Genomic DNA, 14,254 nt, shown 5'->3' with positions numbered 1-14,254 from the left:
AGGAAGGGGGCCTTCATGTACTGCAAGCAATAGGCCGTCAGGCCCGTTCGGGTTCGCCCGCGACGCGCTCGATCCGGGCGCCGAGCCGGTTCAGGTTCTCCACGAAATGCGGGTAGCCGCGGTCGATGTGGAAGACGTCCCAGACCTCGGTGACGCCGTCCGCGCACAGCCCGGCCAGCACCAGCCCCGCGCCGGCGCGGATGTCCGCGGCCCACACCGGAGCGCTCGACAGCTTCTCGACACCGCGGACGACGGCGTGGTGCCCGTCGGTCCGCGCGTCGCCGGAAAGCCGCATCATCTCCTCGATGAACCGGAACCGGGCCTCGTAGATGTTCTCCGTGATCATCGAGGTGCCTTCGGACACCGCCGACAGCGCCACCGCGAACGGCTGCAAGTCGGTCGCGAAGCCCGGGTACGGCAGCGTCACCCAGTCGACCGCCTTGGGGCGCTCGTTCTGGACGATGCGGAAGCCCTTGTCGTCGAACGTCTCGACCTCGGCGCCAGCCAGGCGGAGCTTGTCGAGGACGAGGTCGAGGTAATGCGGGTTGACGCCGCGGACGGTCAGGTCGCCCCGGGTCATCGCGGCGGCGAACGCCCAGGTCGCGCCGACGATCCGGTCGCCGATCACGCGGTGCTCGGTGGGGTTCAGCTTCTCGACGCCCTCGACGGTGAGGGTCGAGGTGCCCGCGCCCTCCACCTTCGCGCCCATCTCGGTCAGCATCGTGCAGATGTCGACGATCTCGGGCTCGCGCGCGGCGTTGTCGATGACCGTGGTGCCCTCGGCGAGCACGGCGGCCATCAGGATGTTCTCGGTGGCGCCGACGCTCGGGAAGTCCAGCCAGATCTGCGCGCCGCGCAGGCCGTCGGCCTTCGCCACGACGCAGCCGTGCTCGATGGTGCTGGTCGCGCCCAGCTTGCGCAGGCCGTTCTGGTGCATGTCCAGCGGCCGGGAGCCGATGGCGTCGCCGCCCGGCAGCGCCACGACGGCCTGCTTGAGCCGTCCGACCAGGGGACCCAGCACGCACACCGACGCGCGCAGCTTGCCCATCGCGGCCGAATCGGCCCGGTGCGAAAGCTCGGCCGGAGTGGTGATCTTGGCGGTGTCGCCGTCGATGACGACGTCGCAGCCGACGCTGCGCAGGACGTCGCCCATCAGCGGGACGTCCAGGATCTGGGGGCAGTTCGTGATCGTCGTCGTGCCCTCGGCCAGCAGTGCCGCGGCCATCAGTTTCAGGACGCTGTTCTTCGCCCCGACCACGTCGACCTCGCCGACCAGCCGTGCTCCGCCGTGCACGTCGAAGTGCTCGCTCATGGGCGCCAATCATGCCCTCTCGCCCGGATTTGCCTTACGCCGGGCCGGTAGAGTCGGCTTCATGGTCGTTCGCATCAACCGCGTGTACACGAAGGTCGGCGACAACGGCACCACGGCGCTCGGCGACGGGTCCCGCGTGCCGAAGACGTCGCCGCGGCTGTCCGCGTACGCCGACGTCGACGAAGCCAACTCCGTCATCGGGCTCGCGCTCGCGATGGGCGGTCTGTCCGAGGAAATCGCGCAGGTGCTGCGTGGCGTGCAGAACGATCTTTTCGACGTCGGCGCGGATCTGTGCGCGCCGATCGTGGAAAACCCGCCGTACGAGCCGCTGCGGATCACCGAGCGGTACATCGAGCGGCTGGAAGGCTGGTGCGACGAGTTCAACGAGCGCGTGCCGAAGCTGACGTCGTTCATCCTGCCGGGAGGCACCCCCGGGGCGGCGTTCCTGCACCAGGCCCGCACGGTCGCGCGGCGGGCGGAGCGTTCCGGCTGGGCACTGTTCGAGGCCGAGCAGGCCGCGACCAACCAGCTGGCGATCAAGTACCTGAACCGGCTTTCGGACCTGCTGTTCATCCTGTCGCGTCTGGCGAACCCGGACGGCGACATCCTGTGGCAGCCCGGCGGCGCGAGCTGACCGACGCGACTCGGCACCGGGTCGCGAGATCGCATCCCGGTGCCGGATCGTGTGAGGGGGCCGGGTTCAGCCCTGTTCCTGTGCCGCCCAATAACGCTCGAGGTCGACGTCGGGCGTGCCGTCCTTGCCCGGGTCGATCGCCTTCATCGTGATCGTGTCCTCCAGGGACACGGACTCGGGAAGGTGGCTCCAGCGGTTCGTGTCCTCGCTCTGAGTCATGGAGCGAGAATAGACGCGGATCACGTCCGAAGCCGGGTAGAAATGCCGTTCGGTGAAGATCTCATGTTCGCTTCCGGTCCCCAGTCGAAGTTCGGATCGACTCCCGGACCGGCCGGTGCGCTCGCCCTCGGCGCGACAACGCTTTCCGTGAAGGCCCCCTTCACTACCTTCAAGGTAGGAAAGGAGGCCTTCACGACCTCCCGGCCACGCCGCCGCCGCTCAACCGCGGCCGCAACCAGAGGACGAAACGCGTCAGAGGCCCCAGGAGCTCCGCAGGGATGCCAGGGCGTCGTGGAAACCGGGGAAGGTCTTCTTCACGCAACCCGGGTCGTCCAGCGTGATCCCCGGCGTACGCAACCCGGCGACGCTGAACGCCATCGCGATCCGGTGATCGCGCCGGCACTTCACCAGGGCCCCCGTGGGCACCCCTGGCCGGATCTCGATCCAATCCCGCCCCGTCTCGACCTGGACGCCCATCGCGCGCAGGTTCTCCTCGCACGCGGCGAGCCGGTCGCATTCCTTGATCCGGGTGTTGTACACGTCTTCGATCCGCACCGGCCCGTCCGCGAACGGCGCGATGGCCGCGAGCGTCGGCACGGTGTCGGAGATGTCGCGCATGTTCACGGTGACGCCGCGCAGCCCGCCCGTACCGGTCACGGTGACGGCGTCCGAGCCCACCTCGACGTCCGCGCCCATCTGCCGCAGGACCTCGACGAAGGCCAAGTCCCCTTGCAGGGCGCCTTCACCCAGGCCCGGCACGGTCACCGAGCGCCCGGTCAGGGCCGCCGCCGCGAAGAAGTAGCTCGACGTCGACGCGTCGGGCTCGATCTCGTAGCGGCACGCCCGGTACGGCGTGGGCGGCACGACGAACGTGTCGCCGTCCCGGACGACCTCGACGCCGAAGCGCCGCATCATCGCGATGGTGATCTCGACGTAGGGCACCGAAACGAGGTCGGTGACGGTGATCCGCAATCCCTCGGCGGTCAGCGGCCCGACCAGCAGCAACGCGGTCAGGAACTGCGAGGAGAGCCCCGCGTCGAGCGTCAGCTCGCCACCCTTGATGCCGGCGGCCCGCACCACCAGCGGATGGTGCCCCGGCGAGCCTTCGAAAGTGAGGTCGACGCCCAGTTCGAGCAGCGCGTCGGTGAGCGGCCCCAGCGGCCGGGCGCGCATCTGCTCGGACGCGTCGAAGCGGAAGGTCCCGTGCCCGGCGGCGGCCAGGGCGGGCAGGAAGCGCGCGGTGGTGGCACCGTCGCGGCAGAAGACGTCGGCGCTGTCGGCGGCGGGGCCTTCGGGCCTGCCGGAGATGGTCCACTCCGCATCGGAACGGGACACCTGATAGCCGAGCTTGAGGAGGCCTTCGGCGAAGCCCTCGGAGTCGTCCGAACGCAGCGGCCTGCTCAACACGGTCGTGCCGTGGGCGGCGGCCGCGAGGAACAGGCCTCGGGCGGTGATCGACTTCGAACCGGGGATGTCGACGGTGGTCACGGCGTGAGCATACGACGTGCCCGCGGAACCGATTAAGAAAGCCGGTGAGGGCGTCGGGCCCATCGCGATCTCGATCGCCTGGTGTGTGCTCGAACGGCGAACACGCGTGTTTGAAGACGGAACTCGTGTGTTTGAAGACGGGACACGCGTGCTTGAAGACGGGACTCAGGAAGCGCGCGGGAGGCGACGCCCCGGAGGAGCGGATTCGAGCCAGGAAAGAAAGCCGGTGAGGGCACCGGGGCCCATCGCGATCTCGATCGCCTCCTGCGTGGCGGACTCACACCGCAGGACGATCGAACCTTCGGGGACGGCGTACGCCTCCGTGCCGGAGGGGTCGCGCCGGTCCGCGATCTCCATGCTCTCCCGCTGGAAGACCCGGTCCGGGCCGGTCCGCAGGCTCCACACCCGGAACCAGACGAACTCGTCGCCCTCGTAGCGGCCCAGCCCCAGATGCCAGCTGGACCGCGCCTCGTCCGGACGCCACCGCAGCGCGACGCTCACGCCACCACCGCGGCGCATCCGGACCCATCGCAGCGAATACCAGGCCACGACGACGGCCAGGACGGTCAGGGCCCCGAGAACTCCCACTGCGATTTCCACGGCCCGGCCCCTGCCCGTCGCCCGGTCAGACCGACTGACCGGCCGCGCGAAGCTGGGCGGTCGCCCTAGCCCGCTCTTGCTCGTCTTCGCCGCCGAGCGCCTTCTTGGCCGCCTCGACGTCGATCTCGTCCGAGAGCTCGGCGCTCTCGGCGAGGATGCTCACGCCGGTCGCGGTGACCGACAGGAACCCGCCGTGCACCGCGGCACACACGGTCTCGCCGTCCGTGGTCGTCACCTTCACGACGCCACCCTCGACGAGCTGGCCGAGAACCGGCTCGTGACCGGCCATGATGCCGATCTCGCCCTCGGTGGTCTGAGCCACCACGAACGTGGCGGTACCGGACCAGAGACGGCGCTCGACGGCTACCAGCTCGACAGAAATCTCAGCCACGTAGCTTCCCTTCACCTCAGGTGCTGGCACCGAGTGTAATAGTCAAGGTTCCCTGTATGCGAACGACGGGACCAGCGTCCACAGTAGACACTGATCCCGCCGCTCATCGGAACATCACTTCTTGGTGATTTCCTTGTACTTCTTCTCGAGGTCTTCGAGGCCACCGATACCCAGGAACGCCTGCTCCGGGTAGTGGTCGAAGTCGCCCTTGGTGATGCGGTCGAAGGACTCGATGGTCTCCGACAGCGGCACGGTCGAGCCCGGGATCTGCGTGAACGCCTCGGCGACCAGCATGTTCTGCGACAGGAACCGCTCGATGCGGCGCGCGCGCTGAACGGTCAGCTTGTCCTCTTCCGACAGCTCGTCCATACCGAGGATCGCGATGATGTCCTGCAGTTCCTTGTACTTCTGCAGGATCCGGATGACCTCGGAGGCCACGCGGTAGTGGTCCTCACCGACGATGGCCGGGTCGAGAATGGTCGACGTCGACGCCAGCGGGTCCACCGCCGGGAAGATGCCCTTCTGGAACACGCCACGCGAAAGCTCCGTGGTGGCGTCCAGGTGGGCGAACGTCGTCGCCGGGGCCGGGTCGGTGTAGTCGTCCGCGGGGACGTAGATCGCCTGCATCGAGGTGATCGAACGACCACGGGTCGAGGTGATCCGCTCCTGGAGCTGACCCATCTCGTCGGCCAGCGTCGGCTGGTAACCCACGGCCGAAGGCATGCGGCCCAGCAGGGTCGACACCTCGGAACCGGCCTGGGTGAACCGGAAGATGTTGTCGATGAAGAGCAGCACGTCCTGGTTCTGCACATCGCGGAAGTACTCCGCCATGGTCAGCGCGGACAGCGCGACCCGCATACGGGTGCCCGGCGGCTCGTCCATCTGGCCGAAGACGAGGGCGGTGTCGTTGATGACGCCGTCCTCGGACATCTCCAGGAAGAGGTCGTTGCCCTCACGGGTGCGCTCGCCGACACCGGCGAACACCGAGGTACCACCGAAGTTCCGGGCGACACGGGTGATCATCTCCTTGATGAGCACCGTCTTGCCGACGCCGGCACCGCCGAACAGGCCGATCTTGCCACCCTCGACGTACGGGGTCAGCAGGTCGACGACCTTGAGGCCGGTCTCCAGCATCTTCGTCTTGCCTTCGAGCTGGTCGAAGGAAGGCGGGTTGCGGTGGATGCCCCAGCGCTCGAGGTCCTCGCCGTAGCCGGGCTCGTCGAGGCACTCGCCGAGCGCGTTGTAGACGTGGCCCTTGACCTTGTCGCCGACCGGCACCGTGATGGGGCCGCCGGTGTCGGTCACCTCGGCACCACGCACCAGGCCGTCCTGCGGCTGGAGCGAAATGGTGCGGACGAGGTTGTCACCGAGGTGGCTGGCGACCTCGAGGGTCACCGTCTTGCGCAGCTGCTCGAACTCGATTTCGACCTTGAGCGCGTTGAACTGGTCGGGAACGGCACCGCGCGGGAATTCGACGTCGACGACCGGGCCGGTCACCGAGACGATGCGCCCCTTGGCACGCGGGGTTTCAGTACTGGTCATCAGTCATCACTTCCTGCTGCGGTCAGCGCGTTCGCGCCACCGACGATTTCGGAGATCTCCTGGGTGATCTGCGCCTGGCGGGCCTGGTTCGCCTCCCGCGTCAGCGTGTTCACCAGCTCGTTCGCGTTGTCCGACGCCGCCTTCATCGCGGTACGGCGGGCAGCGAGTTCGGACGCGGCCGACTCGAGCATCGCCGCGAAGATCCGCGTGTTGATGTACTTCGGCAGCAGCGCGGAGAGCAGCTTTTCGGCACTGGGCTCGAACTCGTAGCTCGGGAGCAGGCTTTCGGGCTTCTCCTCGCCGTCCTCGGTGTACTCGACCTCGAGCGGCGCGACACGCTTGGCTGTCGGACGCTGGGTGAGCATCGAGACGAACTCGGTGTAGACGACGTGGATCTCGTCGACACCCAGGATGCCGTCGGCGTTGCCCGCCTCGTCGTCGGCGCCGTTCAGGAACGACTCGACGAGGAGTTCACCGGCGGCCGAGGCGTTGACGTAACCGGGCTGGTCGGAGAAACCCGTCCAGCCTTCGGTCACGTCGCGGCCGCGGAACCGGTAGTAGCTCAGGCCCTTGTTGCCGGTCACGTACAGCACCGGCTCCTTGCCCTGCTCGCGCAGCAGCGCGAGGAGCTCCTCGGTCGCCTTCAGCACGTTGGAGTTGTACCCACCGCACTGACCCTTGTCGCTGGTGATCACGAGGACCGCCGCGCGCTTCGGGTTGGCGCGCTCGACCAGCAGCGGGTGGTCGAGGTTGGCCGAGGCGCCGGCCAGGGCCGAGAGCACGTTCGTGATCTCGTCGGAGTAGGGCCGGGACGCCGCGACCTTCGCCCGCGCCTTGGTGATGCGCGCGGTCGCGATGAGCTCCATCGCCTTGGTGATCTTGCCGATGGACTTGGTCGCCTTGATACGCGACCGGAGTTCTCGGAGTTGTGCGGCCATGGACTACCAGCTCACTTCTTCGGCGCGGGCTTGTTGACCTTGACGGTCTCCTGCCCGACCTTCTCGGCGTCCATCGCGTCGGAGACCTCGACCAGGCTCTTGCCCTCGGAGGTGGTGAACTCCTTCTTGAACTCGTTCACCGCGTCGACCAGCCCGGAAGCGGTCTCCTTGGAGAACTTGCCCGACTCGCGGATGTCCTTGAGGAGCTCTCCGTGCTTGCGACGCGCGGAGTCGACGAACTCGTCGCGGAAGCGACGCACGTCCTCGGTCGGGACCGTGTCGAAGTGACCGTTCGTGCCGAGGTACACCGTGACGACCTGCTCCTCGACCGGGATCGGGGAGTACTGCGGCTGCTTGAGCACCTCGTACAGGCGGGCACCACGCTCGAGCTGCGCCTTCGACGCGTCGTCGAGGTCCGAGGCGAAGGCCGCGAAGGCCTCCAGCTCGCGGTACTGCGACAGGTCGATACGGAGCGAACCCGAAACGTCCTTCATCGCCTTGACCTGCGCGGCACCACCCACGCGGGAAACCGAGATACCCACGTCGATGGCCGGGCGCTGACCGGCGTTGAACAGGTCCGACTGGAAGAAGCACTGACCGTCGGTGATCGAGATGACGTTGGTCGGGATGTAGGCCGACACGTCGTTCGCCTTGGTCTCGATGATCGGGAGACCGGTCAGCGAGCCCGCGCCCAGCTCGTCCGAGAGCTTGGCGCAACGCTCGAGGAGGCGGGAGTGCAAGTAGAAGACGTCGCCGGGGAAGGCTTCACGGCCCGGCGGGCGACGCAGCAGCAGCGAGATCGCGCGGTAGGCGTCGGCCTGCTTGGTCAGGTCGTCGAACACGATGAGGACGTGCTTGCCCTCGTACATCCAGTGCTGGCCGATGGCCGAGCCGGTGTACGGCGCGATCCACTTGAAGCCGGCGGAGTCCGACGCGGGGGCCGCGACGATGGTGGTGTACTCCATCGCGCCGGCGTCCTCGAGGGACTTCTTCACCGCGGCGATCGTGGAGCCCTTCTGGCCGACCGCGACGTAGATGCAGCGAACCTGCTTCTTCGGGTCGCCGGTCTCCCAGTTGGCCTTCTGGTTGATGATCGTGTCCACCGCGACGGCCGTCTTACCGGTCTTGCGGTCACCGATGATCAGCTGGCGCTGGCCGCGGCCGATCGGGGTCATCGCGTCGATCGCGGTGATACCGGTCTGGAGCGGCTCGGCCACCGGCTGGCGCTCGACCACCGAAGCGGCCTTGACCTCCAGCGGACGACGCTCGGTGGTCTCGATCTCGCCGAGGCCGTCGATCGGGGCGCCCAGCGGGTTCACGACGCGGCCGAGGTAGCCCTCGCCGACCGGAACCGACAGGACCTGGCCGGTCCGCTTGACCTGCTGGCCTTCGACGACGGTCTCGAAGTCACCGAGGATCGCGGCACCGATGGAGCGCGCATCCAGGTTCAGCGCGACACCGAGGACCCCGCCGGGGAACTCGAGCAGCTCGTTGGCCATCGCCGAGGGAAGACCCTCGATGTGGGCGATACCGTCACCGGCGTCGACGACGACGCCGACCTCTTCCCGGCTCACGTCCGGGGCGTAACTCGAGACGTAGTTCTCGATCGCGCTACGGATCTCATCCGAGGAGATCGTCAGCTCCGCCATTTCAATCCCGCTCTCGCTTCGTTCGTGCCAGTGTGCAAAGTCGTTGTTAGGGGGTCAGCTAGCCAGCCGGCGACGCAGGGCGTCGATGCGCCCCGCGGTGCTGCCGTCGATGACCTCGTCGCCGACGCGGACCACGAGTCCGCCGCCGAGCTTGGGGTCGACCTCGACGTGCAGCGCGAGCTGCCGCCCGTAAAGGGCGTTGAGCTTCTCGCTCAGCCGAGCCTGCTGCTCGTCGGACAGCGCGCTCGCGCTGGTCACCTGGGCGACCGAGCGTTCACGGCGTTCCGCGGCCAGCTGGACCAGCCGCTCGAGGGCGTTCGCGACCCCGCGGCCCTTGGCGCGCAGGACGACCTGCTCGACGAGGGTCTCGGTGACCACGTCCACCTTGTCGGCGAACAGGTTGCGGACCAGTGTCCGCTTCGCCTCGGCGGGGGCGGCCAGGTCGGACAGTGCCCGTTCGAGCTCCGGGGCGCCCGCAACGATACGGGTGACCCGGAACAGCTGGTCTTCGACAGCGTCGATGTTCCCGGACTTCTCCGCACTGGTGAGCAGCGCCGAGCGGCCGAGGGCCTCGAGCCCGTCGGTCAGTTCACGCGGGCTCGACCAGCGGCTGCCCGCCACGGTGTCGAGCACCTGCAGGGCCGGTTCGGAAACCTTGCCCGCGAGGATCCCGCGGGCGAGGCCGATCCGGGCTTCGGACGAGGACGAACCGTCGGCGACGGCCCGGCGCAGGCCGATCTCCCGGTCCAGCAGGGCGACGACCGAAAGCAGCTCGTCGCCGACCGTCGCCGGGTCAGTACCCGCGGCGGCCAGAACCTCGCCGAGACGATTCTCGGCGAGGTCGAGCGCTTCACGGCTCGCAGCATGCAGCGTCATTCTGGTCTACTTTCCCGCTCCGTTGGAGGCACCCGCGGTCTCCAGCTCGGCAAGGAACCGGTCCACGGTGCCGTGACGGCGCGCGTCGTCCGCGAGCGACTCGCCGACGATGCGGCTGGCCAGCTCGATGGAGTTACGGCCGAGTTCGGCGCGCAGCTCGGCGATGATCTGCGCCTTCTGGGCCTGCAGCTGAGCCTGGCCCTGGGCGACGATGCGCTGGGACTCGGACTCCGCCTCGGCCCGCAGCTCCGCCTTGATCTGCTCGGCTTCGAGCCGGGCGTCGTCGCGGATCTTCGCGGCCTCGGAACGGGCTTCCGCCAGCTGCGCCTTGTACTGCGCAAGGTTTTCTTCGGCTTCGGCCTGCGCCTTCTCGGCCCGCTCGATGCCACCCTCGATCAGCTTGGTCCGCTCCTCGTAGGTCGCCTCGAAACGCGGGACGACGTACTTCTTCAGAACGAACAGCAGCAGAAGGAAGGCGACGAAACCGAGGATGAGCTCGGGAATGTGCGGCACGATCGGGTTGGGCACCTCTTCGGAGGCCAACACCAATTCGGTCTTCAGCACAACGTCTCCTTAAGCGATGAGCGGAACTCAGCCCTAGGCGGAGGCGAGGAAGTAAATGACGATACCGATCAGCGCCAGAACCTCGGTCAGAACGAAGGTCGAGAAGGCGATGCTCTGCAGCTTGCCCTGGGCCTCCGGCTGACGGGCGGTGCCGTTGATGACGGCGGCGAAGATGAGACCCACACCGATACCGGGGCCGATCGCGCCGAGGCCGTAACCGATGGCGGCGAGACCCTTGTTGATGCTGACGGCCTCGGCAGCCTGCTGCGCAAGAACGATGTTGCTCACGTGCGTTTCCCTTCAAACTCGGTCCGCGCGACTCACGCGGATCGGGGGCTTTGGTGTTCTCTCAGTGCTCCGACGCCAGCGCGGCGCCGATGTAACCTGCGGACAGCAGTGCGAAAATGAATGCCTGCAGGACCTGGATGAATGCCTCCAGGAAGGTCATCGCGATGGCGAACAGGAACGCCACCGGCGACGCGACCTTCACGAGTCCTTCGCCCTCGGTCAGCAGGAAGCTGCCACCGAGCGTGAAGACCATGATGATGAGGTGACCGGCGAACATCGCGGCGAACACCCGGATGGCCAGCGTGGCCGGGGCGATGAAGAACTTCTGCGCGAACTCGATGGTCGAGTACAGCGGCAGCACGAATCCGGGAATGCCCGCCGGAGCCAGTTCCTTTTTCAGGTAACCCTTGAAGCCGTGGCGCTTGAACCCGACGTAGTGGTACACCGGGTAAACGACAAGGAACGCGAGAGCGACCGGGAAGCCGATTCGCGCCATGGTGGGGAACTGGAAGAACGGGATGATCCCGAAGAGGTTGTTCACCAGCACGAAGCTGAACAGCCCCAGGATCAGCGGGATGAACGGCTTGAAGTCGGCCGAGCCGATCTGCTCCCGCGCGATGTTGTTGCGGCCGAAGTTGTAAATCGACTCGGCGATGAACTGTCCCTTACCCGGGACGACCTTCAGCCGGCGCGAAGACACCATGAAGTAGGTGACGAGGATGATCAGGGAGATGACCACCAGCAGCATCGGCTTGGTGAAGCTCAACCAATAGCCGGAACCGAACAACGGCGGCAGGTTGAAGTCTTTGACACCGGGCGGCGCGAACTCCGCACCCTCGGCTAGTACCAGCGCGCCCACTGGGCTCCTTCCGGTTCTCCCGGCCGGCGTTCACTCCGCCGGGGGAATCGTCACGATCTGGACTTAACGTACCCGACACGTATCGGGCCGTCGGAGGCGGCCACCCCACGATGTGCTGAACACGGTTTCACGTTCCGCACACGAGGATTCTCGATGCAGTGCTCCCGGGAGACAGACGCCTACCAGCGGGTAACGAGGGACGATTCAACACCGTCGCCACACTGCTGTTCGGGGTTCGTCATCAGGAGCCGGCAGCCGAGGCCGCCGCCCATACGCGGACCATATCAGCAGGATCCGACGGGCCGTACAGGCGTACTACATTGCCCCTGATCGGCCGAGGACCTAGGTCCCGCCCCAGGTCAGGACCTGGGTCCCGAAATCAGCGGGAAGCGGGGATGATCGTCGGGATCTTGGTCTTGCGGAAGGCCGCGAACTCCACCGCGGCGGCCACGAGAATCGCGACGATCATGGTGACGCCCAAGGCCATCGGGTGGATCGAGTCCACGCCGCGAAGCACGCTCAGCGCCACGAAAAGGAGGACGAGCTTCAGCACGTAACCACCGAGAGCGATCACCATCACGAACATCGGGTCCATCCCCGCGCTGAAGCGCATGAGGCCCAGCGTCGCGACGGCGGAACCGAGGGCGAGCACGCCGCCGATGACCGAGCCGAGCAGCCCCGGCTGTCCTTTGAGGATGGTGAACACCACGATGCAGATCAGCACCGCCGGCGGAACCAGCTTCAGGGAGGCCTTCATCATCGCGTTGGCCGCTTGCAGAACCACCGCGGCGTGGGGGTTTTCCTCCGCCTCGACGGTCTTCTCGGTCTCGCTCACAGAAAACTCCCTGGTCGTCTCAGCCTGCCAGTGTAGGCGCGTGCGGATCGCGTCGTTCACGCAGTCTGAGTTCTGCCGTTCAGGCGGTCCGGTTCCGCGACCGCAGCCGCGGGATGACCGACACCAGAGTCGCCAGCAGGAAGCCGAATCCGACAATCCAGAAGACCGCGGCGTCGTCGAACAACGTCACCGACACGGCGCCGAACGCGAGCAGGCCCGCCCACAAGTAGATGAGCAGCACCGCGCGGCGCTGGGAGTGCCCGATCTCCAGCAGGCGGTGGTGCAGGTGCATCTTGTCCGCGGCGAACGGGCTCTCGCCGCGCCGGGTGCGGCGGACGACCGCCATGATCAGGTCCAGCAGCGGTACGAACAGCACCGCGGCCACCACGACGAGCGGCGAGAGCAGCGCGAGCGCGTCCTTGCCGCTGAACTGCGGATACGGCACGCGGCCCGAGGCGGACGTCGTCGCGCCCGCCAGCATGAGGCCGATCATCATCGAGCCCGAGTCGCCCATGAAGATCTTCGCGGGCTGGAAGTTGTAGGGCAGGAAGCCCAGACAGGCCCCGGCGAGCGTGGCGGCGATGAGGGCGGGCGGGTACGCGCCGACGTCACCACCGGACGAGTCGAGCAGGCCGAGGGAGAACGAGCAGGTCGCCGCGGCGGCGATGAACCCGAGACCGCCGGCGAGCCCGTCGAGGCCGTCGACGAAGTTCATCGCGTTGACCATGACGACCACCAGCACGACGGTCAGCAGCGCGCCCTGGTTCTTGTCCAGCACCAGCACTTGGCCGAAGGAGTCGCCACCGCCGCCCCACGGCACCCAGAACGACACCCACTGCACACCGAAGATCACCAGGATCCCGGCGCACATGACCTGGCCGGCCAGTTTGGTCCACGCGTCGAGCTCGAACCGGTCGTCGAGCGCGCCGATCAGGGAGATGACCCCGGCGGCGAGCAGGACGCCCAGCGAGTCGAAGGAGAAGTCGAAGCCGCGGCTGAGCGCGGGCAGCTGGTGCGCGAGCCCCATCGCGGCGGCGACGCCGAGGAAGATGCCGATGCCACCCATGCGCGGGATCGGGGTGACGTGGACGTCGCGCGCCCGCGGGTTGGCGATCGCGCCGATCCGGATGGCCACCCGGCGCACCACGCCGGTGAGCAGGAAGGTAACGGCCGCCGCGGTGAGGGCGACGAGGATGTACTCCCGGATCGGGAGACCTTGCGTGGGAGGCATGATCCGTTACGCCGCCGAGGTCCAAGTCACTCGAACACGCTACCGCGCTAGGGGGATACGGCGGCCGAGGGTCCTAGGCGAGTGACTCCGCGGGCACTCCCAGTACTTCCGCGACCGCGGCACGGCTGACCGCGCCCTCGCGCAGGACGACCGGGTCGTCGCCGGTGAGATCGACCATCGTGGACGGGACGGGCTCGCCGGACGACCCGCCGTCGAGGTACACCGCGACGCTGTCGCCGAGCTGGTCGACCGCTTCCTGCGCGGTGGTGGCGGGCGGACGGCCGGACACGTTCGCGCTGGACACCGCCATCGGCCCGACGTCGCGCAGCAGTTCCAGCGCGACCGGGTGCAGCGGCATGCGCAGCATCACCGTCCCGCGTGACTGGCCCAGGTCCCACTGGAGGCTCGGGGCGTGCGGCAGGATGATCGAGAGGTCGCCGGGCCAGAAGGCCTCGATGAGCGCGCGGGCCTGCGGCGGCGTGCCGAGCACGAGCCCGTCCACAGTGGACCAGGAGCCGACCAGGACGCCCACCGGCATGTCCGGGCCGCGGTTCTTGGCCCGCAGGAGGGACTGGACGGCGCCGCCGTCGAAGGCGTCCGCGCCGATGCCGTAGACCGTGTCGGTCGGGAGGACCACGAGTCGGCTGGAGCGCACCGCGCTCGCCGCCGCGGCGAGCCCGTCGGCCCGGGATTCGTGCTTGCTGCAGTCGTACACCGCGCTCATGGCAGATGAGCGTAGTCCTGCCGGTTGACAAGTCCGTGAAGGCCTCCTTGAGGGACCCACAGTCCCTCAAGGAGGCCTTCACGGACCGGCGCTCGACGGCGATC

Annotated in this window: 16 protein-coding genes; 1 reads left to right on the top strand and 15 read right to left on the bottom strand. The window is 67.7% G+C overall.

Annotation, left to right across the window (positions count from 1 at the left end; genetic code table 11):
• Window positions 1–37: 37 nt before the first annotated feature.
• Window positions 38–1,312: a UDP-N-acetylglucosamine 1-carboxyvinyltransferase gene (gene murA, locus ACFWMR_RS38705; protein WP_378381993.1), complete on the bottom strand. Its 1,275-nt coding sequence runs from the start codon at window positions 1,310–1,312 to the stop codon at window positions 38–40.
• A gap of 61 nt (window positions 1,313–1,373) precedes the next feature.
• On the opposite strand from murA, the gene ACFWMR_RS38700 reads away from it, so the two are divergent.
• Window positions 1,374–1,946, top strand: a complete 573-nt coding sequence (locus ACFWMR_RS38700) for a cob(I)yrinic acid a,c-diamide adenosyltransferase (RefSeq protein WP_093938088.1) — start codon at window positions 1,374–1,376, stop codon at window positions 1,944–1,946.
• 66 nt (window positions 1,947–2,012) lie between these two features.
• Here the strand turns inward: ACFWMR_RS38700 and ACFWMR_RS38695 are convergent, their stop codons facing one another.
• From ACFWMR_RS38695 to ACFWMR_RS38630, 14 genes are all read right to left on the bottom strand, one after another.
• Window positions 2,013–2,165 (bottom strand): hypothetical protein, encoded by a 153-nt coding sequence (locus tag ACFWMR_RS38695; protein WP_005150324.1) that lies wholly within the window; start codon window positions 2,163–2,165, stop codon window positions 2,013–2,015.
• A gap of 252 nt (window positions 2,166–2,417) precedes the next feature.
• Entirely contained in the window at window positions 2,418–3,653 is a 1,236-nt protein-coding gene (aroA, locus tag ACFWMR_RS38690; RefSeq protein ID WP_378381992.1) for a 3-phosphoshikimate 1-carboxyvinyltransferase, read from the bottom strand.
• Window positions 3,654–3,818: 165 nt separating this feature from the next.
• Window positions 3,819–4,253: a DUF2550 domain-containing protein gene (locus ACFWMR_RS38685; protein WP_093938090.1), complete on the bottom strand. Its 435-nt coding sequence runs from the start codon at window positions 4,251–4,253 to the stop codon at window positions 3,819–3,821.
• Window positions 4,254–4,278: 25 nt separating this feature from the next.
• Window positions 4,279–4,644, bottom strand: coding sequence for a F0F1 ATP synthase subunit epsilon (locus ACFWMR_RS38680; protein WP_093938091.1), 366 nt, complete (start codon window positions 4,642–4,644; stop codon window positions 4,279–4,281).
• A gap of 114 nt (window positions 4,645–4,758) precedes the next feature.
• Window positions 4,759–6,186, bottom strand: coding sequence for a F0F1 ATP synthase subunit beta (atpD, locus tag ACFWMR_RS38675; protein ID WP_093938092.1), 1,428 nt, complete (start codon window positions 6,184–6,186; stop codon window positions 4,759–4,761).
• Window positions 6,186–7,124 carry a F0F1 ATP synthase subunit gamma gene (locus ACFWMR_RS38670; RefSeq protein ID WP_093938093.1) on the bottom strand — a complete coding sequence of 313 codons (939 nt, stop codon included), beginning with the start codon at window positions 7,122–7,124 and terminating at the stop codon, window positions 6,186–6,188. Before ACFWMR_RS38670 ends, atpD begins: the two co-directional genes overlap by 1 nt.
• An 11-nt stretch (window positions 7,125–7,135) precedes the next feature.
• Window positions 7,136–8,773 carry a F0F1 ATP synthase subunit alpha gene (gene atpA / locus ACFWMR_RS38665; RefSeq protein WP_093938094.1) on the bottom strand — a complete coding sequence of 546 codons (1,638 nt, stop codon included), beginning with the start codon at window positions 8,771–8,773 and terminating at the stop codon, window positions 7,136–7,138.
• Between the two features lie 54 nt (window positions 8,774–8,827).
• Window positions 8,828–9,649, bottom strand: a complete 822-nt coding sequence (locus ACFWMR_RS38660) for a F0F1 ATP synthase subunit delta (protein ID WP_093938095.1) — start codon at window positions 9,647–9,649, stop codon at window positions 8,828–8,830.
• Window positions 9,650–9,655: 6 nt separating this feature from the next.
• A complete protein-coding gene (locus ACFWMR_RS38655; RefSeq protein WP_093938096.1) occupies window positions 9,656–10,213 on the bottom strand; it encodes a F0F1 ATP synthase subunit B in 558 nt (185 codons plus the stop codon).
• Window positions 10,214–10,246: 33 nt separating this feature from the next.
• Window positions 10,247–10,501 (bottom strand): ATP synthase C chain, encoded by a 255-nt coding sequence (locus ACFWMR_RS38650; protein ID WP_005150354.1) that lies wholly within the window; start codon window positions 10,499–10,501, stop codon window positions 10,247–10,249.
• A 61-nt stretch (window positions 10,502–10,562) separates the two neighbouring features.
• Complete coding sequence (gene atpB / locus ACFWMR_RS38645; RefSeq protein ID WP_093938097.1) at window positions 10,563–11,360, bottom strand: F0F1 ATP synthase subunit A; 798 nt, start codon at window positions 11,358–11,360, stop codon at window positions 10,563–10,565.
• Between the two features lie 379 nt (window positions 11,361–11,739).
• On the bottom strand, window positions 11,740–12,195 hold the full coding sequence (locus tag ACFWMR_RS38640) for a hypothetical protein (RefSeq protein ID WP_093938098.1): 456 nt from the start codon (window positions 12,193–12,195) through the stop codon (window positions 11,740–11,742).
• Between the two features lie 79 nt (window positions 12,196–12,274).
• Window positions 12,275–13,426: a glycosyltransferase family 4 protein gene (locus ACFWMR_RS38635; protein WP_093938099.1), complete on the bottom strand. Its 1,152-nt coding sequence runs from the start codon at window positions 13,424–13,426 to the stop codon at window positions 12,275–12,277.
• 73 nt (window positions 13,427–13,499) lie between these two features.
• Window positions 13,500–14,150: an L-threonylcarbamoyladenylate synthase gene (locus ACFWMR_RS38630; RefSeq protein ID WP_039915173.1), complete on the bottom strand. Its 651-nt coding sequence runs from the start codon at window positions 14,148–14,150 to the stop codon at window positions 13,500–13,502.
• Window positions 14,151–14,254: the final 104 nt, after the last annotated feature.

The organism is Amycolatopsis thailandensis (assembly GCF_042723255.1).
GTDB lineage: Bacteria > Actinomycetota > Actinomycetes > Mycobacteriales > Pseudonocardiaceae > Amycolatopsis > Amycolatopsis thailandensis.
The sequence above is the reverse complement of the archived record's forward strand: the minus strand, read 5'-3'. Positions and strand labels throughout refer to the sequence as shown.